Source organism: Candidatus Leptovillus gracilis (assembly GCA_016716065.1).
Classification (GTDB): Bacteria; Chloroflexota; Anaerolineae; order Promineifilales; family Promineifilaceae; genus Leptovillus; species Leptovillus gracilis.
Genome location: JADJXA010000003.1, coordinates 307,557 through 332,481 on the forward strand (window position 1 = coordinate 307,557; position 24,925 = coordinate 332,481).

General features: G+C 55.0%; 25 protein-coding genes and 2 pseudogenes. 16 read left to right on the forward strand and 11 right to left on the reverse strand.

Annotated features, from left to right (window positions below):
• The first annotated feature begins 159 nt into the window (after positions 1-159).
• Positions 160-339, forward strand: a complete 180-nt coding sequence (locus IPM39_10210) for a hypothetical protein (GenBank protein MBK8986440.1) — start codon at positions 160-162, stop codon at positions 337-339.
• Positions 340-422: 83 nt separating this feature from the next.
• Here IPM39_10210 and IPM39_10215 read toward each other — a convergent pair.
• Positions 423-530, reverse strand: a pseudogene (locus tag IPM39_10215) (DUF2804 domain-containing protein).
• A gap of 306 nt (positions 531-836) precedes the next feature.
• Here IPM39_10215 and IPM39_10220 point away from each other — a divergent pair.
• The 10 genes and pseudogenes from IPM39_10220 to IPM39_10265 all read left to right on the forward strand — a co-directional run bounded on the left by IPM39_10220 (position 837) and on the right by IPM39_10265 (position 8,986).
• On the forward strand, positions 837-1,385 hold the full coding sequence (locus IPM39_10220; GenBank protein MBK8986441.1) for a Tn3 family transposase: 549 nt from the start codon (positions 837-839) through the stop codon (positions 1,383-1,385).
• The gene (locus tag IPM39_10225) at positions 1,352-1,684 is read left to right on the forward strand and encodes a Tn3 family transposase (GenBank protein MBK8986442.1); all 333 of its coding nucleotides are present in this window, start codon (positions 1,352-1,354) and stop codon (positions 1,682-1,684) included. Before IPM39_10220 ends, IPM39_10225 begins: the two co-directional genes overlap by 34 nt.
• A 3-nt stretch (positions 1,685-1,687) precedes the next feature.
• Positions 1,688-2,085 (forward strand): annotated as a pseudogene (locus tag IPM39_10230) (recombinase family protein).
• 323 nt (positions 2,086-2,408) lie between these two features.
• Positions 2,409-3,857, forward strand: a complete 1,449-nt coding sequence (locus IPM39_10235) for an ATP-binding protein (GenBank protein MBK8986443.1) — start codon at positions 2,409-2,411, stop codon at positions 3,855-3,857.
• A gap of 23 nt (positions 3,858-3,880) precedes the next feature.
• Positions 3,881-4,255 carry a hypothetical protein gene (locus tag IPM39_10240; GenBank protein MBK8986444.1) on the forward strand — a complete coding sequence of 125 codons (375 nt, stop codon included), beginning with the start codon at positions 3,881-3,883 and terminating at the stop codon, positions 4,253-4,255.
• The gene (locus IPM39_10245) at positions 4,228-5,166 is read left to right on the forward strand and encodes a virulence RhuM family protein (GenBank protein MBK8986445.1); all 939 of its coding nucleotides are present in this window, start codon (positions 4,228-4,230) and stop codon (positions 5,164-5,166) included. The genes IPM39_10240 and IPM39_10245 overlap by 28 nt, the downstream gene beginning before the upstream one ends.
• Before the next feature lie 212 nt (positions 5,167-5,378).
• Entirely contained in the window at positions 5,379-5,657 is a 279-nt protein-coding gene (locus IPM39_10250; GenBank protein MBK8986446.1) for a hypothetical protein, read from the forward strand.
• On the forward strand, positions 5,611-6,492 hold the full coding sequence (locus tag IPM39_10255) for an IS66 family transposase (GenBank protein ID MBK8986447.1): 882 nt from the start codon (positions 5,611-5,613) through the stop codon (positions 6,490-6,492). Before IPM39_10250 ends, IPM39_10255 begins: the two co-directional genes overlap by 47 nt.
• A gap of 91 nt (positions 6,493-6,583) precedes the next feature.
• Positions 6,584-6,823: a transposase gene (locus IPM39_10260; protein MBK8986448.1), complete on the forward strand. Its 240-nt coding sequence runs from the start codon at positions 6,584-6,586 to the stop codon at positions 6,821-6,823.
• Between the two features lie 375 nt (positions 6,824-7,198).
• A complete protein-coding gene (locus IPM39_10265; GenBank protein ID MBK8986449.1) occupies positions 7,199-8,986 on the forward strand; it encodes a chloride channel protein in 1,788 nt (595 codons plus the stop codon).
• Between the two features lie 126 nt (positions 8,987-9,112).
• On the opposite strand, the gene IPM39_10270 is transcribed toward IPM39_10265, so the two are convergent.
• The 3 genes from IPM39_10270 to IPM39_10280 all read right to left on the reverse strand — a co-directional run bounded on the left by IPM39_10270 (position 9,113) and on the right by IPM39_10280 (position 11,817).
• On the reverse strand, positions 9,113-9,337 hold the full coding sequence (locus tag IPM39_10270) for a hypothetical protein (protein MBK8986450.1): 225 nt from the start codon (positions 9,335-9,337) through the stop codon (positions 9,113-9,115).
• A gap of 267 nt (positions 9,338-9,604) precedes the next feature.
• Positions 9,605-11,038, reverse strand: a complete 1,434-nt coding sequence (locus IPM39_10275) for a mechanosensitive ion channel (GenBank protein ID MBK8986451.1) — start codon at positions 11,036-11,038, stop codon at positions 9,605-9,607.
• A gap of 482 nt (positions 11,039-11,520) precedes the next feature.
• Positions 11,521-11,817, reverse strand: coding sequence for a hypothetical protein (locus IPM39_10280; protein ID MBK8986452.1), 297 nt, complete (start codon positions 11,815-11,817; stop codon positions 11,521-11,523).
• Positions 11,818-11,929: 112 nt separating this feature from the next.
• Here IPM39_10280 and IPM39_10285 point away from each other — a divergent pair, with 112 nt between their 5' ends.
• On the forward strand, positions 11,930-12,073 hold the full coding sequence (locus IPM39_10285; GenBank protein ID MBK8986453.1) for a hypothetical protein: 144 nt from the start codon (positions 11,930-11,932) through the stop codon (positions 12,071-12,073).
• 107 nt (positions 12,074-12,180) lie between these two features.
• Here the strand turns inward: IPM39_10285 and IPM39_10290 are convergent, their stop codons facing one another.
• From IPM39_10290 to IPM39_10300, 3 genes are all read right to left on the reverse strand, one after another.
• On the reverse strand, positions 12,181-14,460 hold the full coding sequence (locus IPM39_10290; protein MBK8986454.1) for a WD40 repeat domain-containing protein: 2,280 nt from the start codon (positions 14,458-14,460) through the stop codon (positions 12,181-12,183).
• Between the two features lie 19 nt (positions 14,461-14,479).
• Complete coding sequence (locus tag IPM39_10295; protein ID MBK8986455.1) at positions 14,480-15,703, reverse strand: hypothetical protein; 1,224 nt, start codon at positions 15,701-15,703, stop codon at positions 14,480-14,482.
• Positions 15,704-15,916: 213 nt separating this feature from the next.
• Positions 15,917-16,120: a DUF2277 domain-containing protein gene (locus IPM39_10300; GenBank protein MBK8986456.1), complete on the reverse strand. Its 204-nt coding sequence runs from the start codon at positions 16,118-16,120 to the stop codon at positions 15,917-15,919.
• Positions 16,121-16,273: 153 nt separating this feature from the next.
• Here IPM39_10300 and IPM39_10305 point away from each other — a divergent pair, with 153 nt between their 5' ends.
• Positions 16,274-17,917 carry a hypothetical protein gene (locus IPM39_10305; GenBank protein MBK8986457.1) on the forward strand — a complete coding sequence of 548 codons (1,644 nt, stop codon included), beginning with the start codon at positions 16,274-16,276 and terminating at the stop codon, positions 17,915-17,917.
• A gap of 375 nt (positions 17,918-18,292) precedes the next feature.
• On the opposite strand, the gene IPM39_10310 is transcribed toward IPM39_10305, so the two are convergent.
• Complete coding sequence (locus tag IPM39_10310; GenBank protein MBK8986458.1) at positions 18,293-19,027, reverse strand: response regulator transcription factor; 735 nt, start codon at positions 19,025-19,027, stop codon at positions 18,293-18,295.
• A 60-nt stretch (positions 19,028-19,087) separates the two neighbouring features.
• Here IPM39_10310 and IPM39_10315 point away from each other — a divergent pair, with 60 nt between their 5' ends.
• Positions 19,088-19,657, forward strand: a complete 570-nt coding sequence (locus IPM39_10315) for a DUF1211 domain-containing protein (protein MBK8986459.1) — start codon at positions 19,088-19,090, stop codon at positions 19,655-19,657.
• A gap of 338 nt (positions 19,658-19,995) precedes the next feature.
• Here the strand turns inward: IPM39_10315 and IPM39_10320 are convergent, their stop codons facing one another.
• Positions 19,996-21,111 (reverse strand): GNAT family N-acetyltransferase, encoded by a 1,116-nt coding sequence (locus IPM39_10320; GenBank protein ID MBK8986460.1) that lies wholly within the window; start codon positions 21,109-21,111, stop codon positions 19,996-19,998.
• A gap of 122 nt (positions 21,112-21,233) precedes the next feature.
• Here IPM39_10320 and IPM39_10325 point away from each other — a divergent pair, with 122 nt between their 5' ends.
• Positions 21,234-21,497, forward strand: a complete 264-nt coding sequence (locus IPM39_10325; GenBank protein ID MBK8986461.1) for a hypothetical protein — start codon at positions 21,234-21,236, stop codon at positions 21,495-21,497.
• A gap of 4 nt (positions 21,498-21,501) precedes the next feature.
• Entirely contained in the window at positions 21,502-21,780 is a 279-nt protein-coding gene (locus tag IPM39_10330) for a DUF2087 domain-containing protein (GenBank protein ID MBK8986462.1), read from the forward strand.
• Between the two features lie 179 nt (positions 21,781-21,959).
• Here the strand turns inward: IPM39_10330 and IPM39_10335 are convergent, their stop codons facing one another.
• Together IPM39_10335 and IPM39_10340 are read right to left on the reverse strand one after the other, a co-directional pair.
• The gene (locus IPM39_10335) at positions 21,960-22,937 is read right to left on the reverse strand and encodes a tetratricopeptide repeat protein (GenBank protein ID MBK8986463.1); all 978 of its coding nucleotides are present in this window, start codon (positions 22,935-22,937) and stop codon (positions 21,960-21,962) included.
• A gap of 14 nt (positions 22,938-22,951) precedes the next feature.
• Positions 22,952-24,862: a PilN domain-containing protein gene (locus IPM39_10340; GenBank protein MBK8986464.1), complete on the reverse strand. Its 1,911-nt coding sequence runs from the start codon at positions 24,860-24,862 to the stop codon at positions 22,952-22,954.
• Positions 24,863-24,925: the final 63 nt, after the last annotated feature.

Here is a 24,925-nt window from a genome sequence, read left to right on the forward strand (position 1 = left end):
ATGCGTGACTAGAGAGATAGTACGCATCACGCATCACGCCAAACTCCACGAAATCCCAAAGGCCCTTTCTTTTTTCTGGATGGCGACCCGGCAACCATCAATTGGGAAGCACTGGAAGCCGTAAAGCGACCGGATGAACAATATGCGCTCGTTGACCGGATGTTTTATCTCCATGCGCCGGATGGCATTGGGCGATCTAAACTGGCCGAGAAGATTGGGCAGGGCTGGGGCGTCGCCATCACAGGCCGGAACAGGCGGACGGTGAGTACGCTAATGGATATGGGCACGGCCGTTGCCGGCGTAAATCCTGACGCAGAAGACGGCGACGTGACCCGGTAGTCCTCGCCATCCACCCGGGTTCAGGCCGAAGGTGTGGCCGTTTTGTCTTCCCGGCGCACGGCCCAGTTCCAGCGGCCGTGCCGGTTGCCGCGTTGTAGGGGAAAGTGTGACCAGCCAACAGCCGCCGGATTGAGACGGCCGTTGGGCAGGCAGAGGTCAACGGGTGCAGTTAATTCGCGTTCCTGGTTCATGGGTTCCTCGTCAGGTTAATGGCGCGGCCTGTTTCGCCAGCGGGTGGTCGGGATGTTCGGCCAGAATGCGGCGGTAGATAGGGTACTAAACATATTTGCGTAGAAATATACGCTAAGAGTATTTTATCTGGAGAGTTTATGCTGACAAATGAAAATGACCGTTTTCTTGAGTTGCTTTGATCAATGATAATCACTACAACTTAGTTCGTATTGAACTAAATTACGGGCAAAATATGGTTATCTTGATTCACAAAGCCCTTAGCGTATATTTCTGCGCGTTTATGCACAGTACCCTATTGTGCCGCCATGCAAGTGGATCGCAACTATGTGGATACACATGGACAGAGTGATGTTGCCTTTGCCTTTTGTCACCTGTTGGGCTTCCAATTGATGCCGCGTTTCAAGAATATGCATGAGCAAAAGCTCTGCTTGCCCGACAAGGATATGGCCGCTCTATATCCTAATTTGGCGCTTATTCTGCAGGCGGCAATTGATTGGGAATTGATCCGGCAGCAATATGATGAAATGGTGAAGTACAAAACGGCACTGCGTTTGGGCACGGTCGAAGCCGAAGCCATCCTCAAACGGTTCGCCCGGTCTAACCAGCAGCATCCTACATACAAGGCGCTATCAGAGTTGGGACGCGCTATCAAAACGGTTTTTCTCTGCAACTATTTGATGCATGAATCGGTTCGGCGTGAGATTCAGGAAGGGTTGAATGTTGTCGAGAATTGGAATAGCGCCAATAGCTTCATCTATTACGGTCGTCATGGCGAAGTCAGTACAAACGATGTTGATGCTCAGGAAATCGCCGTTCGTCCATGCACTTACTGCAAGCCTGCCTGGTCTATGTGAACACGTTGATGGTGCAGGAGGTGTTGGCCGAGCCAAAATGGTATACCCGCATGACTGATGAAGATTGGCGCGAGTTAACCCCATTATTCTATCTGCACGTCAATCCGTATGGTCGCTTTGATCTCGATATGGATAGTCGCCTGCCGTTGGCGGCGACAGGTTGGCGCAGAAAACGAACGTTTTCTGCGCAAATCGGCCACAAATTTGCCCTCTCGAGGCAAGGTGGTGCAGAAACTCGGTGTGAAAAACAAAGTGCGGGAACTTGTTGGTCAGATGAGTTCCCGCACGATACGATCTGACTTATGAAAATTGGCTATGCACGCGTTTCCACGACCGAACAAAACCTTTCATTGCAGACAGATGCGCTGGAGCAAGCTGGTTGCGAGAAAGTCTTTTATGACCAAATAAGTGGCGCCAAAACCAGGCGGCCGGGACTGGATGAAGCACTTACTTATCTTCGACAGGGAGATGTTCTGGTAGTTTGGCGACTGGATCGCCTCGGCCGTTCCCTGAACATTTGATTGAATCCGTTAATTCGCTTGAAGAGCAAGGAATTGGACTACAGAGCTTGCAGGAGTCAATCGATACCACGACCAGCGGCGGCAAACTCATCTTCCATATCTTTAGCGCATTGGCCAAATCAGCTAATTTTCAGATTTTGATTTTAGAGTCTCTACCTCTGGTGATTAGCTTGAATTGAACCTTTTCGAGGGGCTGGGCCAAAACCCCCTAGAGGCACTGATGACAGCAGCCAATCATGCGAGGAGCCGGATGAGGGGAAACTTTCAAGTCCGGTTCTGAATCAGCGGTGGGGGCTGTGAAGCCCCTGCCGACTGAAATAAAGCCCTAGCTGACGGAGTTTAACGCCCCACATATGACCTGTTTCATCTGGCCGGGTGTCCCCAAAACCCCATTTTAGTCCTGGCGGAACCCTTCTTGATCTCCCACTAATTGCTCGTTATAATTGCCAATGTTATTATATACCACACAATTATAATTGACGTATCCCAAGAGCGACACCCTATGGACTTTGTCGGACGCAGCCGTGAGTTAAAGATTTTGCAGACCTTTTATGAGTCGCCCAATGCCGGGTTGCTCATCCTGTACGGCCGTCGGCGCATTGGCAAGACCCGGCTCATCACCCACTTTCTGGAGCAGCGCCAGACAGCGCCCCTGTTTTACTGGATGGCGACAACTCACAATGAAGCCTACCAGCTGCGCGATTTCTCCCAGGCCATCCTGGACTACGACCCCCGCATGTCTGGGCCACCAACGGCCGATTTCACCTTTGCCAGTTGGGAGGCGGCGCTGCACCACCTGGCCGACATCGTGGCGTTAAGCAGTCAGCCCCATCTGCTGGTGTTGGACGAATTTACCTACCTGCTGCGCAACGAACCGGCCATCAGCAGCATCTTCCAAAAAGTATGGGACCATCGTCTATCGCACATCCCGCAGCTTAAGCTCATCCTCACCGGCTCGCTGATCGGCATGATGGCGCGAGAGGTTTTTGCCTATCAAGCCCCTTTGTACGGCCGAGCCACCGCCCAAATTCGCCTGCGCCCGCTGCCCTATGCCGCGGTCTTGGCCCTGTTCCCGGAACGACCAGCCGATGAACGGGTGGCGCTTTACGGCGTCACCGGGGGCGTACCGGCTTACCTTGAACTGTTTACGCGCACGGACAGTTTTGTTACAGCGCTGCGGGACCACTGTCTGTCGCCGGGCAGCCTGATGCTGTCCGACCCGCCGCTCATCCTCTATGAACAACTGCAAGAACCGCAGACCTATGAGTCTATCCTATCGTCGGTGGCCGCTGGTTTTCACCAATGGTCAGACATTGCCAAAATGTCTGGCCTGAGCGAAACCGCGTTGGGGCATTATCTCAAAATTCTACAAGAGTTGGAATTCATCGAACGACGCGAGCCGGTGTTGGCCCGGCCGCAGAGCAAAAGCGGCCGTTACTTTGTCCGCGACCATTTTCTGCGCTTTTACTACCGCTTTGTGGTACCGCAGCTTGGCCCGCTGGCCCGTGGTTATCAGGCAGCGGCGGCGACAAAAATTCAGGCGGAGTTACGGCCGTTTCTCGGTGAACATGTTTTTGAAGAGTTGTGCCGTGAATGGGTTTGGGCGGCGGCGATGGCCGGACAACTCCCGTTTGTGCCCGAAGCTGTGGGGTCTTACTGGCGCACCTATCGGGGGCAGGGGGTGCAGCTTGATGTGGTAGCGGCCGCCCCCCGTGAGCAGAAACTCCTGATTGGCGAAGGCGAAATGGGGACGGGATGCGCTCAGCCGGCACGTCCTGAACGACCTGATAAAACGCAGCCAGCGCATGGCGCAGGTGACGGAGGGGTGGCAAACACAGTATGCTTTGTTTGCGCGAGGCGGGTTTACGGCCGCTTTGCAGCAGGAGGCTCAGGAAACAGGGTCGCGTCTGATTTCCCTAAGCGAATTGGAACAGCAGTTGGCGGAGGCTGAATAACAGCGCTGCAGAGCTATGTTTGACCCCAGTGAATGCCGGTTGTCAAGGGCAAGGCAGCGAAAGACAGGCGATGTTGGCAATCAGCCTGATTGGGTTAATCCGACCTCATTCAAAAAGGAAGAGAGCATTGTCTGGCCCGCCAGAGACCTGGCAACGAAGTTGCCCCAAAGTCGCTGTGTCGGTAGGTTGTTGGGGCAAGATGGTGTGGCGTAGTGAAACGGCAGAAGGTCGAAAAATGTCAATGGTTTTTGCCCCGTTCATTATTTCCGATAAGGAAGAATCGTTGATATTAATTGGCTTTGAAACTCCGGCCATTTCGGCTAGAATATTTGTGCTAAAAAACCAACCCCTCCAGAAGGATGCGCAATGGATAGAAAACCACAGTCGCAGCTGATTCTCTACCAGACCGAAGATGGACAGACGCAAATCCAGGTCGTCATGCAAGAGGACACCGTCTGGCTGACGCAAAAAGAGATGGCCGAGTTGTTCCAACGGGACCAATCGGTTATTTCCCGGCATATCAACAACGTGTTCAAAGAAGGCGAACTGGATGCCGAAAGCAATATGCATTTTTTGCATATTGCTAACTCAGACAAGCCAGTCGCCTTTTACAATCTGGATGTCATCATCTCTGTCGGCTACCGAGTTAAATCCCATCGTGGTGTCCAGTTCCGCATTTGGGCTACCGGGACGCTTCGCGAATACCTGGTGAAAGGCTTTGTCCTCAACGACGCCCGACTGGAGGGCAGCGAACGCAACTACTTTGAGGAACTGGTCGAACGGGTCCGCCGGATTCGGACGTCTGAGCAGCAGTTCTATCGCAAAGCCCTGGACATCTTTGCCACCAGCATTGATTATGACCCGAAGGCGGCTCAGGCTCAGGAATTCTTCGCCACCGTACAAAACAAGTTCCATTACGCCATTCATGGACGGACGGCGGCTGAACTCATCACCGAGCGGATCAACAGCCAGTCGCCAGCGATGGGTCTTACCAACTGGTCAGGACAGGTGGTGACCGCGAAAGAGGCCTGTATTGCCAAAAATTATCTCCAAGAGCTTGAACTGAAACGGCTCAACCTGCTGGTGGAGCAATTCCTGGCCTATGCGGAGTTGCAGGCGGTGGAGAAACGACCGATGTACATGCAGCAGTGGATTCACAAACTAGATGACTTCTTGCGCTTCAACGAGAAAGCGGTTTTGCAAGGCAAAGGCAAAGTATCGCGCCAGGACATGGAAGCCAGAGTGCGCGAGGAATTGCAGCGCTATCAGGAGCAACAGAAGCGCCTGGAAACTGGCGACAGCTGACCCCGCATTGGGGAATGATCATCTACGTTGTGGTCGATAGGATACTTTTGTGGCGGTAGAAACGGCCGTTTTCACCTTCTTTCGCCCTCATTTCCCTCCTCAACTAACCGTACATATTGCAAGCGTATGGACAAGAAAGTAGCCAGAACAGCAGGCGAAAGTAAGATTATTGTAACTATACAGGTCCAAAACCTGTGGTATAAATGATAAGCATGGACGAAGTGCAACAACTGCGAGCAGAAAACAAGCAACTTAAGCGAGAAGTCCAAGAACTCCGCGAAAAGTTGACCGTTGCTGAGACTCAAATCAAGCATTTAGTCGAGTTGCTTGGTCAAAATAGCCACAACTCCAGTTGGCCGTCCAGCCGCGATAAAGGCCGACAGAAGCCTAAGCCCAAAAGTCTACGGCCACAAACAGAGCGCAAAGCTGGTGGTCAGGAAGGACATGAAGGGCATACGCTTGAGTTCAATCCCAAAACCAGATTTCATTGAACCGCATCGTCCAGCCCGCTGTGACCATTGCCAAGCCCCATTGTCCGAAGAAATTGTAGCCAGTAAAGTTGCTAAACGACAGGTCTTTGAATTACCGCCATTGCGTTATGTGACCATCGAACACCAAGCCGAAACCATCATCTGTCCCTGTTGTGGTGAAGCAACAACCGGTGAATTTCCAGCGGATGTGACCAACCCGGTGCAATATGGTTCGCAAGTCAAGCGGTTGTCAGTTTATCTGCGCAATGAGCAGTTCATTCCGTATGAACGAGAGCGACAGATGTTGGCCGACCTGTTTGAATTACCCATTTCCACTGGTTCATTGCAAAACTTTTTAGAGACTGCCGCAGAAAATGTGAAGCCAGCCACACAAGCCATTAAAGAAGCCGTCAAAAAGGCCGAAGTCGGTCATGCTGATGAGACAGGCTTCTATATCAGTGGAAAAAGAGCTTGGCTCCATACCGTCAGCACCCCAGAATTGACTTATTATGAACCGCATCAAAGTCGGGGCAAAAAGGCGACTGACGCCATTGGCATTCTGCCTGAATTCACCGGCGCCCTTGTTCACGATAACTGGGCGACCTATTTCAAGTATCAATTGTTGCTTCATGCCTTGTGCAATGCCCATCATTTGCGCGAGTTGACGGCTCTGGTTGAGAACGATCAACAGCAATGGGCAGCACTGATGATTGTCTATTTGTTATCGGCCAAACAATTGGTTGCCGAAGCTTATCAGGCAGGGGAAACCGAATTGTCAATCGAGCAGTTGCAACGAATCCACCAAATGTATGACACCATTGTTGCCTTCGGTTTTAGAGGAAAACCTGTTACCTGATGAACATCCGCCCCTTGTCAAACGAGGGCGGCGCAAAAAAAACAAAGGCGCGTAATCTGGTAGAACATTTGACAAGCAGCAGGAGGCTATCTTGCGTTTTGTCCATGATTTTAAGGTGCCGTTTGATAACAACTTGGCTGAACGAGACATCAGAATGATGAAGGTTCAGCAGAAAATCTCAGGCTCTTTTCGCAGTTGGGAAGGCGCTGAACAATTCTGTTCGCTGCGCACCTATATTTCCACGATTCGTAAACAGGGTCTCAATGTGTGGGAAGCATTAGGGTCTCTGTTTGACGATAATGTTCTCATGCCTCAACTCACACCTGTATAGTTACAGATTATTTTTGAGTCAATGCGATTCGTAAGTGCTGTCGCAGACGGTTTGTGTGTTTATCAATCTGCAATTGGGGCGGCTACCGCTTCATTTAGATGATTTTAGTGTCCGCTAAAAAGTTGAACATTGGGTAGAATTAGTTATCGAGGCTCAAAAAACTCTCGGAAATCTTGGGTATCACTCTGGAACAACCGAAGGACGACGAGAAATGAGGGCAACCGTCAGCCAATTGGCGCAGAAAATAAATACGAAACAAGCCTGTGACCAGCTGGCGTACTCGCGCAGCAGTTACTATCGGCAACAACAGACAAAAGCAGCCGTGGGTGAAGCACGCCGTGCCCCCACAACCTGCCGCTAACAGTGAACGGATATATGAAACTCCTTTTGCAATTCTTCCGCGGCATCTTCGACGACTTTTGGGGCACATTACGCGCCGTGGCCTCCTACGTCAACGAGGAAGAGAGGCGACTGGTTGTCCAGTCTGTGATCATTGGCGTCGTTGTATGGGTGGCGGTCTTTTCACTCAAGGAGAGCGTCCATTGGCTTTTCCACATCACCCTCCGTTGGCTGGAAAATGCGCCTTCGCTGTTGTTTGTGTTTGCGCCGCTGCTGTTGGGCGCGGCCGTTGTAGCCGCCATCTCCCGCGCCCACGCGGAAATCATCTACTACCGGGACAACCAGGGGCAAATCCATCAGCTTAACGACGTGGAAGGCGACGGTTTGGAACGCGCTATTTCGCTCTACTACATGTCTGAACCCACCCTCGAAAACGCCCTGACCGGCCAGGAAGGGGTGGCCGTACGTTGGCAAATGCCTACGTTTAGTCTGGCGCTGCGCAAATTTGCCGCCACTCTGGCGACTTTGGGGAGCGGCGGTAGTGGTGGCCTGGAGGCCAGTGTGGCTTTGATTGGCGAGAGTTTGTCGGCCAGCCTGTTTAAGCCGCGTAAACTGGGCGAAGAGGCGGCGACTCGTGTGACTGCTTTGCGGCGTGTGTGGTATTGGTGGCAGCCGGGCAACCCGGACCATTTACAGACGGCGCAGTTGAGCGGCATCGCTGCCGCCGTGTCTGTGCTGTTGGGCGCACCCTTTGCCGCCGCCTTTTTTGCTACCGAGGTGATGTATCGGCGACGCCCCATTGTGGAAAAGCTGATGTTTTCGCTGATTTCGGCCTTGGTCGCTTTTTTTCTGACAGACCTGTTTTCGGCCGGGCATACGGCGATTTTTGAAGTGGGGACTCATTACGTGCCGCCGTCTGACCTGCCGTATTATGGCGTGTTGGCCTTGATGTCTGTGTTGATTTCGCTGTTGAGCATCTTTTTTCGGCTGCTGCGCGGCCGTTTTGACCATGCGTTTCACCATCGTTTGCCGGGAACTTACGTGCGTCATCTGGTGGGGGCGGGGTTAACGGCCGTTACCGCCATCATCGTAGCCTGGACTTTGCAAAACGCAGGTCTGACGGATAAAGGACTCGAATTAGTTCTGGGAACAGGTGAATCGGCCATTAACGCGGCTCTGGCCGGCGAACTAACTATTGTCGAGGCTTTGGTTGCTCTGGGGGCTAAAATTATTGCCACTCTGATGACCATCACCTCTGGCGGGTCGGCTGGGCTGTTGGTTCCCTCGCTTTTTTTCGGCACGATGGTCGCTACAGCGTTTGCCGGGTGGTTTAACTACGAGCCGATGATGCTCATTGTGCCGGCCATGACGGCCAGCCTGGTCTCGCTGGTGAATGTGCCGCTGGCAGCGATCTTATTCACGGTGGAGGTGTTTGGCTCCATCTACATGGTTCCGGCGCTGTTGGCGTTGGTGATCGCCGAACTGCTGGCCCACGACAACAGCATCTACCGCACGCAGCGCGAGACGTATGACAGCCGCCAGATTCTGCCGGGCGTCAGCATTCGCCGGGTACGAATACCATCTGCCTGGGCAGATCAGACGTTGATAGACCTGGATTTTCGTAAACAGTTTGATTTGAATGTGATTGGTCTGGTGGAGCGCGGCGAACGCGACGGCCGTCCGCGCATTCGCCTGGGGACAGCTTCCACCACAAAGCTGGAAGCCGACGACGTATTAGTTGTGCTGGGGCGCGATGAACAGTTGGCGGTATTAGACACGGCCGTGGCTGAGCTTTATATGTTGGAACTACCCAGAACAGATTGACAATGGGAAAAACGTTGGCGGGAACTGGTGGTGGCCTACGTGTTATCAATCCCCTCCCAGTGGGCTTGTAGTAAGCGCCGTAAAATCTCTTGTTCCCTTCTTTGCCGATAGCGGCGCTGTTAGCGCCTACTCGCTACCGTGCACCTTTTCTCCCCTATCGCCCACCAACCGGCCATCAGCCAAAGCCACAACCTCATCCACTTGCGCCAAACCCGCCGGGCTGTGGGTGATGAGCAGCCGGCTGCGTCCTTCAGCCAGCCGGAAGATGGTGTCCGGTACTGCCTCTTCGGTTTGCGGGTCCAGACTGGCCGTTGGTTCATCCAGCAGAAGGATGGGCGCATTTGGCAGCATGGCGCTCGCCGACGCTTAACTGCATCCCCAACGCCCCTACATTATGCTGTCACCATATGTGGGTGATGAAAATGGTTGCATCATATTTTTGCGAAATCTAAATCATGACATATTGACCACAAAGCACATATATGGGTGCATCACATTCAAAATCCATGTACATAAGGGTGAAAGCTACTCGCCGAAGTCTCGTTATAGTATTAGTGTCTCCACTTCTGATGGTTAGCTTGAATCGAACCTTTTCGAGGCTTTGTGCAAAACCCTTCTTCATGCTGTCGGATCCAGTAAATTTTCTCCCTCTTCAGGGGTGCGGGAATGGCGCGCTTGCCGCTCAATTTCACTCGCCTCACTGCGTAAACCACCTTCAGCTCCTGTCGAGAGTGTTTCCGGTTCTTGTTGTGCTTCGTCCTCTGCCGTTAAATTGGCATCCCCTGGCTCAACCAGGCGCACAGTCACCCCGTTGGGGAAGATCAATTCCCGCGATTCGTCCGGCATGGAGATGTGGGCATTCTGAAAAGCCCGCTTCACCAGGCGAATCACCGACGACCTCACTTTCTGCCAACTGTGCTGACTGCCGTCTACCCAGAAATAAATTTGCAGGTTCACCGTGGCGCTGCCCAGATTTTCCACCAAAACCAACGGTTCCGGCTCCTTTAAGACCGCCGGATGTTCCGCCAGCACCTGCATGACCAGTTCCTGAGCCGTCGTAATCTTATCTTCATAGCCAATGCCCACTATAAATCCTACACGGCGGTTGGGATTGCTGGTGTAGTTGAAGATTTTGCTTTTGTAGACGGTGGCGTTGGGAATTTGGACGTGATTGCCCTCCAGGGTCATTAGGACGGTGGCGCGGGTGGTCAAAAGCTGCACGTAGCCCATCGTGTCATCAATCTCCACCAGATCGCCTGTGTGGAAGGGGTTTTGCATGCTGAGGAAAATGCTGGAGAGGAAGTTTTCGGTGATGTCACGGAAAGCAATACCAAGAACCAGTCCCAGCAATCCTGTACCGCCGATCACAGTGAGGGCAATACGGGTTAATCCGGCTATCTGAAAGACGATGTAGAGGCCCAGCAGAAACACGCCCACACCTATACCCCGGGCAATGACGTTGACCAACAGGTTGTTGGGGAGTCGGCGATGCAGGAGACGGCGGGATAGAGAAACGGCTAACTTGGCGAAAAGGGCGGCAATGAACAGCACGAACAGGCTGAAGATCATCAGGGGCAGAGCACGCACGATGCTGCGCCCTTGGGCGCGCAATCCGGCCAATGCCGGCTCAAAATCCCAGATTGAGGGTTCCAAGAGGGTGATCTGGTTCACAACGGCGGCCACGTCCTGAGTATTGCGAGCCAAGTCACCAGCCCACCTTTTGAATTCCTGGGACTCAGTCTGGCCTGTTAAAAAGACGACCCCGTTTTGTACCGTTACGTTAGGAGAGGTGAACCAGCCCGTGGATTCGAGGATGTTTTGGAGCCGTTCACTTATTTCTTCGTCACGGGCAACCGGCTGCACGTCTACCCGCTCCGGCGCTTCGATGGGCGCTTCACCGGGAACGGCCGTGGGCGTTGCCTCGGGTCTATCTTGGGCATGGGTGGGAACGGCAACGAACACCAGCCCGAGGAGAGGAAGGAGCCAAAAGAACCGCCGAAGATGTCGATCTAGGAATTTGACAAACGTGATTTTGAATACTTGACGGTCCATAAATAACCTTCTATGAATGCATTTCCAGAACAGTGGGCAGCGCCACAAGTTCCATGTCCTGGCGGGATTACTTTCGGGATAAAGACGGAGTTCATTCTATAGGAGTTTACTCTATAGGTGATACCTCTATCGTCATACAAGAAAGTCTTTGATGCAAATTTATCCGAAATGACTCATTATTGGGGCGCATTGACTCAAAAATAATCTTACTTTGCTCATCTTGTAGGATGGGTTTAGTTTCCTCCAAACAAACTTGTGACGATGTAAAGAGAGCACGAAGGCTAGAAAACGGCCGTTTCCCCGGCCCACACTTTTTTGCCCATTCCACCTGCAGCCAATGGTCATTTCCTTGTTCCACATCTTGCGTTCTGGAGACGGCCGTTGCCCCTACTTACGCCCTTTAGCCAGGAGCGGTCGTCATAGGCTGTTCGCTCACCTGCGTCAGACAATCCGCCAACGGCCGTTCCCCCCACCCTCTTTTCCTACCAGAAACGCAAATACGGTCCCGCCTGACCGCTTGCCATCATCTGCGCCAGGAAGGACAAAACGGCCGTTTCATCCCCTGCCACCTCACCCGGCGCATCGCCCGGCGAGCCGACCATGACCGAGAGTGTGTCTGTCGTCGCACCGCGTACCAGGCTCACCCGCCCCGCCAGCAGCAGGGGACGATAGGCGGCGGCGGTGGGGAGAACCTTCTCCGCGACCTCGGTGGACCAAATCGGCGATACCTGCGCATAGGTCACAGGCTGCGCGCCGCCCGTCAACCAGGCCGCTATCAAGGATTCCGCTCGGCCCGGAGACAGGAAATTCAACGCTTGTATCCCCATCCCGCCGACCTGGTCGCCCAACGTCAGGTAGTGCCAGCGACCATGCCGGAAGAGAACTGCCCGGTTGCCGTGCAGCAGCGCCGTCTCAGATTGCTCTAACTGGCGGCGGAGTGGGATGTGCGCTTCTTCGATTTCATCGTTCATCGGTGTTGTTTGTCCCTGGTGGGATGAACGGCCGTTGTTGGATTATTACCGGCAGGTGGCATAGAGGGTGGCCTGGTGGACGGCCGTTAACCAACCGGTCAACAGAATGCTCAGAGAACTTCAAGCTGTGCGCATGTGTCACTGCCGCCCGGCACTCTCTTAACCAACCAGCTAGGGGCTGTCGGCCAAGAGATTATCCACCGGCCACAGCCAGAGCGAACCATCACTGGCTAATGCCGCCAGCCAACGGCCGTCCGGCGACCAGCTTATCACCCCCATATCATTGCCCACATTGTCGTCCTGCGTGACCCCCCGATGCAACCAATGTCCAACGCGGATGGCGCGGCCAATGTTGGGGCCAGCATAGGTTGTGTGGGCGTAGAAACCGCCTGATGGCGCAAACACCTCATCGCCGATGGTGCTTTTGGTGGACACGGTTGCCCGGCCGTCCCCCACCGCCCACTGGGTAAACTTCGTCTCGTACTGCACTTCATGGGTCAGCAGGCGATCATCGTCTAGCCAGGTCAGCAGTTCATACTCGTTCAGCCGCAAAACGGCCGTTCCCTGCTGGCGGTCATACACCTCCACCAGTAGGCTGCTGGCCTCAAAATCGGGGGCAAACTCGAAGGCAACGTATCCCCCCTGCGGACTAAAGGCGGCGAGGGTGACGCAGCAGGTGTACCCCGCCCGCACCGATTCCCCCTGATAGGTGGCAATAAAATCGCCATTCCCTGTTTCTTCCCACAAAATTATTTGCCCCACCTCTTCATAGGGATTCGCGCCGGCGGCGACGAGGGCATCGCCGGTGGGCGACCAGATAACGCGGGTGATGGTTTGCCCTTCCGGGTAGCCGGCCAGCGAAACTGCCGTTGCCGTCCCATCTAATTTCACCAACTGAAGCCGATTGCCAGAGCCATAGGCCAGCCACCGGCCGTCTGGCGAAAACGGGTCGCCCGCCGGTAATGACTCGGCAGCGGCAAAGCTGGGGATGGTTGCGCCGCTGTCTACGTCATATAACTGGATTTCCCGCTGTTCGGGATGGCGCAGTGCCAGCCACCGGCCGTTGGGACTCAAAGCGGGGTCGGTGAGTGGCGCGGGGAACAGGGCGATGGGTTCAGCCCGGCCGACATCCCAGACCGCCACGCCGCCATAGGTCAGCGGTGTAGCCAATCTTGCGCCATTGGCCGACCAGCGCAAATCGAGATAGGGGGCGATGACGGGAATCCGCCCGATGACGGTTTCCGTCGCACCGTCTTCCGTAAACGGCCAGCGGGTGATACGGCCGTCGGCGTACAAACTCAATAACGTATCACCGGCAAACGCCAGCGCCAGGCGCTTTTCCCTGGCGGCTTGCCGCTCGGCCACAACCCTTGCCGCCGCCACATCCCAGACGAGGGTGAGGAAAGCGTCGCCATAAAAGGCATAACCGCCGGGCGTCACCAGCCAACGGCCGTCGGAACTAAAGGTCAGTGGCGGCGCGGCCCAATCTGGACTCGTTAACACCGCGCCGGGCAAATGCCCCACCAACTGCCCATCGTCCGGCCGGCGAAGGGCCACGCCACCGGACGGGTCGGCCAGCGCCAGCCGTTGGCCGTCGGAGGCATAGGCGATGGCCCAGGGGTCGTAACAGCCAGCCGCCGTTTGCAAATCGAGCTGTACTTCGCCTGTGTTGACGTCAAGCAAGCGCGCACAATCTTCCCCCAACGCGGGCAGGGTCAGCGTTTGCCCATCCGGCGACCAGACTAGCGACGGCCGTACGCCGGAGCTAATGCGTGAACTGGGAACCTGGCTCAGCGCACCATTCTCTAAATCCAGCAAAAAGATGGGGTCGCCCCGATTGGGGCCGATGGATTGGAAGGCCAGCCAACGGCCATCGGGGGAAAAGGCGATGTCGCTCCAGTAGACGTAAGGAGGGCTATCGGCCGTTTGCTGGATGGCACCCGTATCGGCGGAATAAACGACCAATGCGCCACTCTCCAAAATGGCGGCGATGTGCGCCCCTTGCTGGTCAGCGGCCAGGGCGACGAGCAGGGCGTCGGTGGGTTGCCACCACAACTCTTGCCCATCCAGCGTCGCCAGCGAAACGCCATTTGCCCAGCCGAGGGCAATGGCGAAGGTATCACCGGCGGGCAAGAAGACGGCGTCTAAAATCTGGCCCCGTCCTAATTGGCGCGCCGCGTCCAAGAGCAGTTGGGGCGGCGTAGGGGTCGCCGTGGGTGGCAGGGGGGTGGCGGTGGGGAATTCGGGTTGGGGCAGGTTGGCTTGGGGGTCAAGTGTGGGGTGAACGGCCGTTGGCGCAACATTCGTTGGCGTTGGCGCAACATTCGTTGGCATTGGCGCTATGGTTGTAGTGGAGGTGGGGGTGGGAACGGCCGTTACTTCTGGGGGTGATGTGCAAGCGGTGAAAACGACCGTAAGCAAACATAACATAATGAAGGGTAATACAGTCAAGACTCGTCTCATAGCCATTTTATTCCCCAACAAGCGCAAAAGATTGCACAATCTCATCCGCCATTGTCATCACTTCTACGGGCATGGCAAAGTCGCGGTAGTTTGTGCCAAAGTAATCAAGGCTCAGGGTGAAAATCAGGTCATTGATCTGAATAGGTCCGCCGCCATGATACAAAATCATCTTGTTTTTACCTTCATAGCGGAGAACATCTCGGCCAATGGTGCGCCCCATGAAGCTAATTTCACTGGTGATAGCCTCATCCATTTCGGGCACGCCGGTGCGAACGATGTGAATATCCTCCTCATCTTGCCGCTTGAAGCCAATGGACAAAACGATGTTGTTGGTGCGATCTGGCCGGTAGGATAGCTGGATGGCGTTCTGATCGTCGGGAGTGCCATAAACCTTTGCCGGTCGTAAGCGCCATTCGGGGGGCGCGACGAAGGAAAAGCCGTAGGTCTCGTTGACGTATAGGCGATCAATCAACTCAAAAGAGGCCACAATGGCGTCGGCCATTTGCATGATTTCTGGGGTGAGTTCGGCCGTTTCATAGGATGTGCTGAAGTCATCGAGACTCAAGGTGAATAGCAAATCATTGGCGCGGATAGTCGCCGCGTTGTTATAGAGGACTGCTTTTTCTTTGCCTTCGTAGCGCAAGATGTTCCGGTCAATCTCTCGTCCTAAAAAGCTGACTGTGCCTGTTGTCGTCAGATCCCCGGCGGCGACGCCGGAACGAACGATAGCGGTTTGCTTGTCATCAAACCATTTGAAGCCGATGATCAACCTTGTCTCTGGTTGCGGCAGGTAATTGAGGCAGATGTAGTTTTGCCCTTCCACCAACTCCCATTCTGGCGGAAAGGTGAAGGCGAAGCCGTAGGCTTCGTTAGCGTACCGGGCCCACGTCTCGCCTGTTTCGGGATGGGGTTGTGTGGGCAGACCGGTTAACGGCCGTCGGTCACATTGAGGCAGGAATAGGGATAAATCCCGATCTCCTGATGGCGTTGGAGTGGGTGTTGGTTCTGGGACGTTTATAGTTGGCGTTGCTCCATCTGGCATGAGCGGCGGTGTGGTATCTACGACTATCGTCGGCGTTGTTGGGGTTGGAGTAACGGCCGTTTCCCCTGTGTGTAGTATCGCTGTTGGTGGAACGGCCGTTGCCGTCCCCACCAATTCATTCCCCGTAGGCGAAGTACAACCCGTCAGAAGTGCCAGCCAAAAGCTCAAGAAAACGATCGTTTTACTCATCGCAAACTCCCCGTTCGCTATTACCAAAAGTCGCCGGTAAGGGTAAAGGCTGAGGTGAATATGACTCTCCAAACTACCATAGTGGGGGCAACGGCTGTTGCCCGCCTATGGCGAAAGGGCCTAATTTCTATTGTAGGACAACGGCCGTTGCTCTGACAGACGTTTAGCCATTGACTCTACAGCGTTTCACCGGCGTCTGTCCCATAGGAGCAACTATTTGGGTACGGTCAGGGTGTCCATCAGGCGGCGGGTGGCGGCGGCGATGTCGGCGACGGCCGTCTGGAAGGCCAGCTCATTGGTGCGTGACGGTTGGCGATAGCCGCTCACCTTGCGCACGAATTGCAAAGCGGCCAATTCGATTTCTTCATCGGTGGGCGGCCGGTCGGGTAAACGAAGCTGTTTGATGTTACGACACATGATTTCTCTCCTGTCCACTGTCTGGCGAAACCAGGCGGCGGGAGCAAGTTATGGGGCCGTCCGCCATTGGGCGGCTTTTCCCTATATAATGGGCAAAACGACCGTTTCGCGCAAACGGCCGTTCACTAACCAAAAGGCAGGCAGTGGATGACGATGACCAGCAAACGAATGACACTGTGGACGGGATTGCTAGGGCTGATTGTCTGGGGGTGGGGTTTGGTCGGTACACGGCCGTTACAGGCCGCCGGCGTGGTGGGGACGGGCACGCCGGGAAGCTGCACGGCGGCGGCGCTCACGGCGGCGCTTGGTGGCGGCGGTAATGTCAGCTTCAACTGCGGCCCTGCGCCCCACACCATCACCCTGACCGCCGGGCAAACGATTATGACCGATACGGCCGTAGACGGCGCCGGCCTGATAACCATCAGCGGCGGCGGGACGACGCGCCTGTTCAATGTGCAAAATGGGGCGGCTTTCACCGTGCGCGGTCTGCGGCTGGTGGACGGCCGGGCCAACGACAACGGCGGGGCCATCTACGCCGAACGGCTGAGTACGCTCACCATTGAGAACTGTACGTTTCAGGACAACGTGGCCGCCAATGGCGGGGCCATCGCCACCAACGGTTGGGGAGCCAATGACGCCGGGGTCGTCGTGACCATTAGCGACAGCGCCTTCGACGGCAACACCGCCACTGCGCCGGGCATTCCGGGCGGCGGCAACGGCGGCGGGGCGCTGTACCTGTCCGGCGGTTCGGCGGCGACGGTCAGCGACAGCCTTTTTACCGGCAACCAGGCCAGCAACGGCGGGGCGATTCACCTGCTGCACAGCAACCTGCTGGCGGTGGGAACCACCTTCACCGGCAACAGCGCCCAGAACGCGGCGGGTGGTGGCGGCGGCGGCGCGATTTATATGGACGGCACGAAGGCTCTCAGCGGCCAGGTGCAGCTTGTGACCAGCACCTTTCGCCAGAATACGAGCAATCAATTGGGCGGGGCGATATTCAGCTTCCCCGAAGGTTCCGGCGCGACCCTCATTGACCAGAGTACCTTCGACGGCAACGTCTCCACCAACCGCGGGCAGGGCGGGGCGATTTACCATCAGAGCGCCCTGGGCATTGGGCCGCTGACGATTACGCGCAGCCTGTTTGCCAACAACCGGGCAGAAGCCGGGCCGCTGAACATGGCCAGCCAGGGTGGGGCGTTGTGGCTGCTGGACGCGCCGGTGACGATTGGCAACAGCGCCTTCACCGGCAACAAAGCCATCCATTCCCAAAGCGGTAGCCTGGCAGCCGACGACTGGCAGCGCGGCTTCGGCGGCGCGATTCGTACCAGCAGCGCCACGACCATCATCAACAGCACCCTGGTGGGCAACGACGCCGGGTTTGTGGGTGGGGCCATCGCCGGGGCGGCCAACGTGCAAAACAGCATCATCGCCAGCAATACGGGCGGCAATCCTTGGGACATCCAGCAAAACTGCACGGTGGAACTGAACAGCGGCGGCGGCAATATTCAGCACCCCCAGAAGACGACGGGCAATTGGAATGATTATGAGTGTTTTGGCGGGCAAACGGCCGTCAATCCCCAGGTTGGCGCTCTGTCCGACAATGGCGGGCCGACATTGACAATCCCGCTGCTGGCGGGCAGTCCAGCCATCGACGGTGGTCTGAACGCTGACTGTCCGGCCACCGACCAGCGCGGTTTCTTCCGCATTGACGGGCAGTGCGACGTGGGAGCGTACGAAGCGGGGGCGGTGGTTTTTGTGCCGTCGCAGTGGGTTTACCTTCCCCTGGCGACGCGATGAGGGAGTGATGGTCACGCATACAGGGCGGTCAATCATGACGGCCGTTTTCCACTTCACTTTCCCACAACTGGCAGATAAACGGCCGTCGCACCATAAACACCCCGACCGTAACGGCCGTTGCCCTGCCAGACGCTTAGCCATTGCCTCAACCATATTTCATTATTTCATCAACGCCTGTTCCATAGGAGCCGCTATTGGAGCACGGCCAGGGTGTCTCCAATTGTAATCGGAAGGGAAAGAAGCGTTTGTTTTCAGCGATGAGGCCGATGGTGGGATTCATGGCCTCATCGGTCAGGGCGACGTCTCCCGCGCCAAAGTCCACTGAGGAAACGGCCGTGCCCTACCACAGCGCCACATGGTCTTCCGCCCAGCCTGTCAGGTCTTGGACCGATATTTCCTGGCCTTCTGTGGTGGTGATATGCCCGGCATAACGGCCGAACAGTTGATGCACCTCTGAGCTGTACCAGCCCCACGTTGCTGGCAGCCACCCGCTCCAGGAAGGGAGACGGCATACAAGGCGGCTTGCGTCCGGCTGGGGACGCCCAATTTGCTTAAGATGTTGCTGACATGGGTTTTGACGGTCTTTTCGCCTATGCCGAGTTCGAGGGCAATTTCTTTGTTGGCTCGCCCCAAGGCCAGCAAGCACAGCACTTCAGTTTCACGTTCGGTCAGTTTTTCGGGGCTTTGGGGTATGGGCACTTCCTGAATCAGACGGGCGGCGACTTGCGGCGAAAGCTGCACCTGACCGGCAGCGGCGGCTTTGATTGCCCGGCATAATTCGTCGGCATGGGTATCTTTGAGCAGGTAGCCGATGGCTCCGGCGCGCATGGCGGCCATGATGGAGGCGTCTTCCAGGACACTGGCCAGGGCGATGACTTCGGTTTCGGGGTATTCGCGGCGGATAACGGCCGTTGCCTGAATCCCATCCATCACTGGCATGAGCAAGTCCATCAACACCACGTCCGGTTTCAGATCCGCCACCAGGCGGACGGCCTGTTCCCCGTTTTGCGCTTCCCCGATAATTTCCAGGTCCGCATCCAGTTCGAGAAACATTTTCAGACCCTGACGAACGACCGTATGATCATCAACTAGCAAAATTTGAATTGTCATAAGGCATTTTCGGAATAATAAATAAGCCTTCAATGCGAAAATGCCTCAAATGAAACAGGTTTGGAACGTGTCGTTCTGTTTAGTGATACCGTCTTTGCCATTGCCATCACCCTGCTGGCCCTGGACATTCGCCTGCCGGTTGCGGTCGCCCATCTCACCAACCAGCAGTTGATGACCAATTTGCTCGCCATCTGGCCCAAATATCTAAGCTTTGTCATCAGCTTTCTGGTGATTGGCAATTTGGGGATTGCGCACCATCGCCGCTTCTCGCTCATCACGCGCTACGACAACCGCCTGCTCTTGCTCAATCTTCTTGTTTTGATGTCCATCGCCTTCATCCCTTTCCCCACCTCGGTGATCAGCGAGAACGGCAACCGTACGGCGACAATCTTCTATGCTTTAAGTATTACCATGACCGGTCTGCTTTCTGCGCTGCTGTGGTGGTACGCTTCCTGGGAAAATCGGCTGATTGACGAGACTATGGGCAAGGATGTGGCCCATCGCAGTTTGCTCGCTATTTTGACAACACCGGCCGTTTTTCTACTTTCAATTGGCTTAACCTTTATCAATCCTGATTTGGGAAAGTTTTCGTGGATACTAACTGCCCCGGCTATCCTTATGCTTAGATAATCGGAGCAATTCGGAGATACCCGGCCAGATGAAAGGATACCGCTGGCGAATTCAAAACAGGCCGAAAATCGGTGTTGAAACAAACGGATTTTGATCGTTTTTTGAGCTTGAAGCGGCTAATTTTTGTGATTTTCGGAGCGACGGAACAATTCGCCAGCAGTATCATTTCATGTGGTCGGGTGTCTGAGACCACTGCACGGCATAGCTAATTGCCGCTGAAAGTATGCCGCCTAACCTTACGATAGGTGGCCTTAGCGCACTTGTGACCTCATTTTATTTTAGCCATAACGTCTCCGACTATACATAAGAGAAACGGCCGTCTCAACCACAAAAAGCCCCTATTCTCGGCCAATACGTTCAATGAGCTGTTGCCATTCAGTCGAATCTTGAAGGATGGTTAAGTGAGGGCTTTTTTTCATTTCATAGAGATCATCAAAACCAGCCTCTATCGCTTTGTGCAAGTGGAAGATGGCTTTTGTCCGATCACCTAAACCCGCACACGCTGCCGCGGTTAAGAACTGCCCGTACTGCACCAACATTTCCTTATCTGATGCAAGCATCTGCCCGGTAACAGCATGTACCTGTTCAAAGCGATGAGCATCGAGATGGCTCCAGGCCAGATTGATGAAATAGCCGATTTCGGGGAAGATGATGATGTACTCTTTTGGCTCATGAAGCAACTGTAGACCCAACTTTTGGGCGGTGCGAATGGAGGGAATGTTGGAAGCGGCCGCATCCCAGTTAATTTGTCTCAAGCCCTGATGAGCCACTGCGTAAGCAATAGTGGCGGCTGAGGTGGCGACAGCCAGTCCGCGACGACGATAATTTTCCTCAGTTACCAGCCTAATTTCGCCGACATCCCCGAAGATGAAGTCTATAACGGACCAGGCGACGGGGGAACGGCCGTTTACCGCCACAAATCCAAACGCCATCTCATCCGGCACAATTGCTGCCTTCCGCAAATCCAAAACCTTTTGCACATCTTCCGGCAGATCACCATCTACCTCATCCCGAAGCGCTTCACCAATAAAACGAAGGTCAAACCCCTCCGGTAAAGCAGGGGCTGGCACATCATATGTCGGTGTGGCAGCATAAAGACAACGGGGCATCTCAATCGGCTGGCGGTCATCAAGTAATCCTGCCAAAACCTTAAGCCAGGCTGATGAAGGATCAACAAAGAAGAGAACTTTCGTGTTTTCACCGATGTGTTTTTTTTCAGTCAGTTCATCTTTTAACGCCTGGTTGAAGGTCTCATTGCCAGGATCGCCAATCAGATCACACCACGCATCTTTGATGACTAATGCACTGCGGGGTTGATTGGGGTTATCCACAACAATCTTGCCGGGATATTTGCCGGCTACAATGCCCTGGCAATAGAGAGAGGGCCTGTCGTCTTCACCAAAAAGAGGCTGAATTTGATGATATTGTTTAGGTGTTAACAAATGGAGCATCATTAAGGAAATCCTTTTTGATTTATTGGTTATAACGAAAGATTGTAAAATCTAATTTGATGTTTGTCAAATCAGATTGCACAATTCATTTATGATAAATTCACAACAAACAGGGATGGAACATCGTGGAACAAATGGATAATATTGAAATTAAGGACGCTTCTTCAATGAGTGAGATGGAGCGCTTAGAGGCAATGTTCAAACAGATAACCAACAAAGCCATTGACAATTATCAAAAGGAACTAGAGATGGCTCGGGCAATGGGTGACGAAGAAGCCAAAAGACTTTTGCACATTCAAATAAGCATCTTTCGTCATTTGCAGAGCATTTTTAGTTTCTCGAAACAGTATGCGACGGATGCACGGTGGCGAAATGACGGCGAAAAATAATAAAATGGATACAGAAAAAAACCTGGAGGCACGCGCTTTATTGTTGAAGCCAGATGCGTACCGGGAGAAGGTATTATGCATCTTTTTTAGACACGGCCGTCTCCACAAAATCCCCTCCCAACTCAAAAAACAGCGCATTGTTCTGGAACACAGCGCCCAAGAATTTGAACCGGAGCGCGATTATAAGGAGATGGAACTAAATCGCATTTTAGTCGAGTTCAACGATGATGTGGCCTGGCTGCGCCGCTCCCTCATTGAAGGGGCACGGGTAACAAACGTGTAACGAGCGCCACCTTCTCGAGTAACACTACTTCTAAAAGGTCTATATTCTGCTATAGAATGTCGTGTTGCACTCGAGAGGTGGGCGGATATCGTACAGTTGTTACCCGTACCCCATCACCTGTTTTCGACCAATTTTGAATTCGCCACCAATATCCTTTCATGTGAACAGTTCTCGGGGGGTCAGGGGGTAACGGCCGTGGCCGGCAGTCCATTGTTCACCCGCTGGAGCGCTGTTGAGGCCTCCAGGCCATCTGGGCGAAATTCGAGAGCGCGGGAGAGCGCGGCCTTCGCCTCTTCTGGCTGTTGGGCAGCGGAAAGCTGGTAGCCATGGTAGAGGTAGGCTGCGTACAGCCGGGTTTTCATGTCAAAATCATCCGGCGTTTGAGCCAAAATTTGTTCCAGGATGCGGATCGCTTCCGGCCAGTTTTCGGCCATCCAGGGTTCGTAGAGGCTGTTTACCAGCGCCGTCAGATCGGCGGCGGGGGCGGTAGCGGCGGCTGATGCGCCGTTAACGGCCGTTCCATTTGCGCTACTGGGCGATATTTCCAGGAGCGGCGCAGCTTCGGGTACTGCGCCGGTAGCCAGAGGCGACGTGTAAAGCGCCAGACCCAAATCCAGCGTGGATTGCCCCTCGCCCTGGGCAAGCTTCACGCCGCTCAAGGAGACGCCCGGCCAGGTGGTCTCCTCAAAACGGCCGAGAAAATCCAACAATTGCAGCACCGGCCCCGTCACCTGTACGGTGAACGCCTGCACGCTGTACAAAGCGTTGGGCGCAACCGGTTCGGCGGCGGATTGGGCCTGCAGACCGGTGATGGTGACGCTGCTGCTGGCGGCGTAACGGTAAAGGCTGTCCAAAATTGCCGCCGCCTGGGCTTCGCTCAGGAAGGCGCCGGTGGTTGCATTCAAATTCGACTGAATGTCGGCCAGTTGGGCTTGCAGCGCCTCGGCGGAGTTTTGTTCGGCCTGTTCGCCCTGGCGCGAGTTTTGTTGGGCGGCCAATAGTTGCGCGGCCAATTCCTGCCGGGCTGTCCACTGGGGCAAGACGTCGGTAGACAGAAAATAACCAAACCAAACCACGGTAATGACGATGAAGGCAATCGCCAGAACAGATAACATGTTATTGCGGATCGTGTCGCGTAAATCGTATAAGACGTCCATGGGTTATGTACTCACTACTGCCCTTTCAATTCCACGATGATGACAAAAGCGACGGTGTTCATGGGGACGGCGCCGGTCAATGGCTGGGTGATTTGTTTGGCGAGGATCAGGCGGCGGGAAACGGCCGTTTCCCCACCCTGCCCCATCGTCAAAACCAGCCCATTTCCCTGCCCGGTCGGGTCGCTGCTGACCGGCGGAGGATCTACCTGTAACGTCACCGTCACTTCGCGGCGGCACAAAGAAGCCCAGGAAAAAGTGATGGTCGCTTCATACGTGCCTGGTGGCAGGCCGGTGATATTGGCCGTCACGTCCATCAGGCTGGGTGCGCCGCCTTGATTGAGGCTGATTTGCAGCCAGGGCGCGCTGGTAACGGCCGACCAATTCAGCGTACTGTCGCCAAAAATTTGCACAGATTGGTTGGGCGGATTGTCACCGCCGGCGGCTACCGGGCCATAAGCCAGTTGCTCCAGGTTCAGACTCAGGGCCGGCACTTCCAGGACGGCGATGTTGTAGGTGGCGCTGGGACTAAACTGCTGCATTTTGTTGGTGATGTTGGCAACGGCCGTGCCGTCCACCGACGTCGCCGGGAAACAGACCGATGAGGCAAAGTTGCCTGTGCCTGGCGGGGCGTAATCGTCATTTTCCCACTGGAGACCATCGAGCGTCACGCGCAGAAATGTATCAACGCCCAAAGCCAGATTCGAGGTGGCGACCTGGTAAAAACGCCCGCCCTTGGTGATAAAACTGGCGTTGTCCACGTCGCCCTGAGGGAAGAAATTGCGGGTTTGTGTCTCGCCCACCAGGATGACCGCCGGGGTGGGGTCATCGGGTTCAAACTGGTCACGCAGGTCCGGGGTATCGGTGGGATTGGGCACTACGGTGGGCGGCGGCGGGGTATCGGTGGCCGTAGGGCCAGGCGTGGGAATGGTTTCTTGCACAAAGAGCTGGTAGCCCATCTGCCCGCCAAACTGCCCGCGATTGGTCACCTGGATAAAGACCTGCACGTCGCCGCCGATGCTTTGAACGCCAATTTCTGAGGCCAGAGTTCCATCTTGCTGGTCATCGTTGACGTAGACCTGCCCGCCGATGGTCACGGTGAGTACGGTGTCTACGCCGGGGGAGAGGTTGGTGGTGGCGATGGTGTAGAAACGGCCGTTCTTCGCCAAAAACCAGGCGTTGTCCACGTCACCGGCCGGGTAGAAATTGCGCGTCTGCACTTCGCCAACAAAGATGGGCTTAGCCTGGATGTCGTCAATCTCGTAGGCGTCGCGTAAATTGGGTGTGGGGGTGATGCTGGGCACGGCCGTCGGATTGGTCGGCGGGCTGGCGTTTGTGGCGGTGGCGGCCGTTGTGGGCGAGGGGGCGATAGTCACTGTGGGCGTGGGTGAGGTCGTTGGCGTGATGACGGGATGGGGCGTAGGCAGCAATGTGATAGACTGTACAACAACCCGCGAAAACTGCCCGGAGGCTTCTAACTCCTGCGCGTAGGCGATAACAGCCGTGTCATCGGCCGCTTCCCCGGAAATAGTCAGGCGATTGTCGATCTGCTCTACCCCCAGGAGGGTAATCTGATTGGTGTCTGTCTTGATGGCGCCTACCACGGCAGGCCAATCAACCTGCTGCGCGCCCTGGCTGGACTGCACAGCGGCCAGACTGTTTGACACAGTTTGGGCTTCTACCACTCTGGTCTGCAAGGCGTCTGCCATAGGATTCGCCGCCGGGCCACCGACTTCAGCCATTTGTAACTGGCTTAATTCGCTCTCTAAACGTTGAGTGTCGGCGCGCACGGCCGTAGCCACCAGGTACAAGGGCACAAACAGCACCAGCAGGCCTAAAGCGACCAACCACAAGATGACGGGCCGCCGTGAAGGTGTGGAAGTTTGATCCGCCAGAACCGTGTCTAGATCATAAGAAGATTCGCGCATAATGGTTACTTCACTTGAGTTATGATGTCTTGCCTTTTCGGAAACAGGACTCACAAACCACAA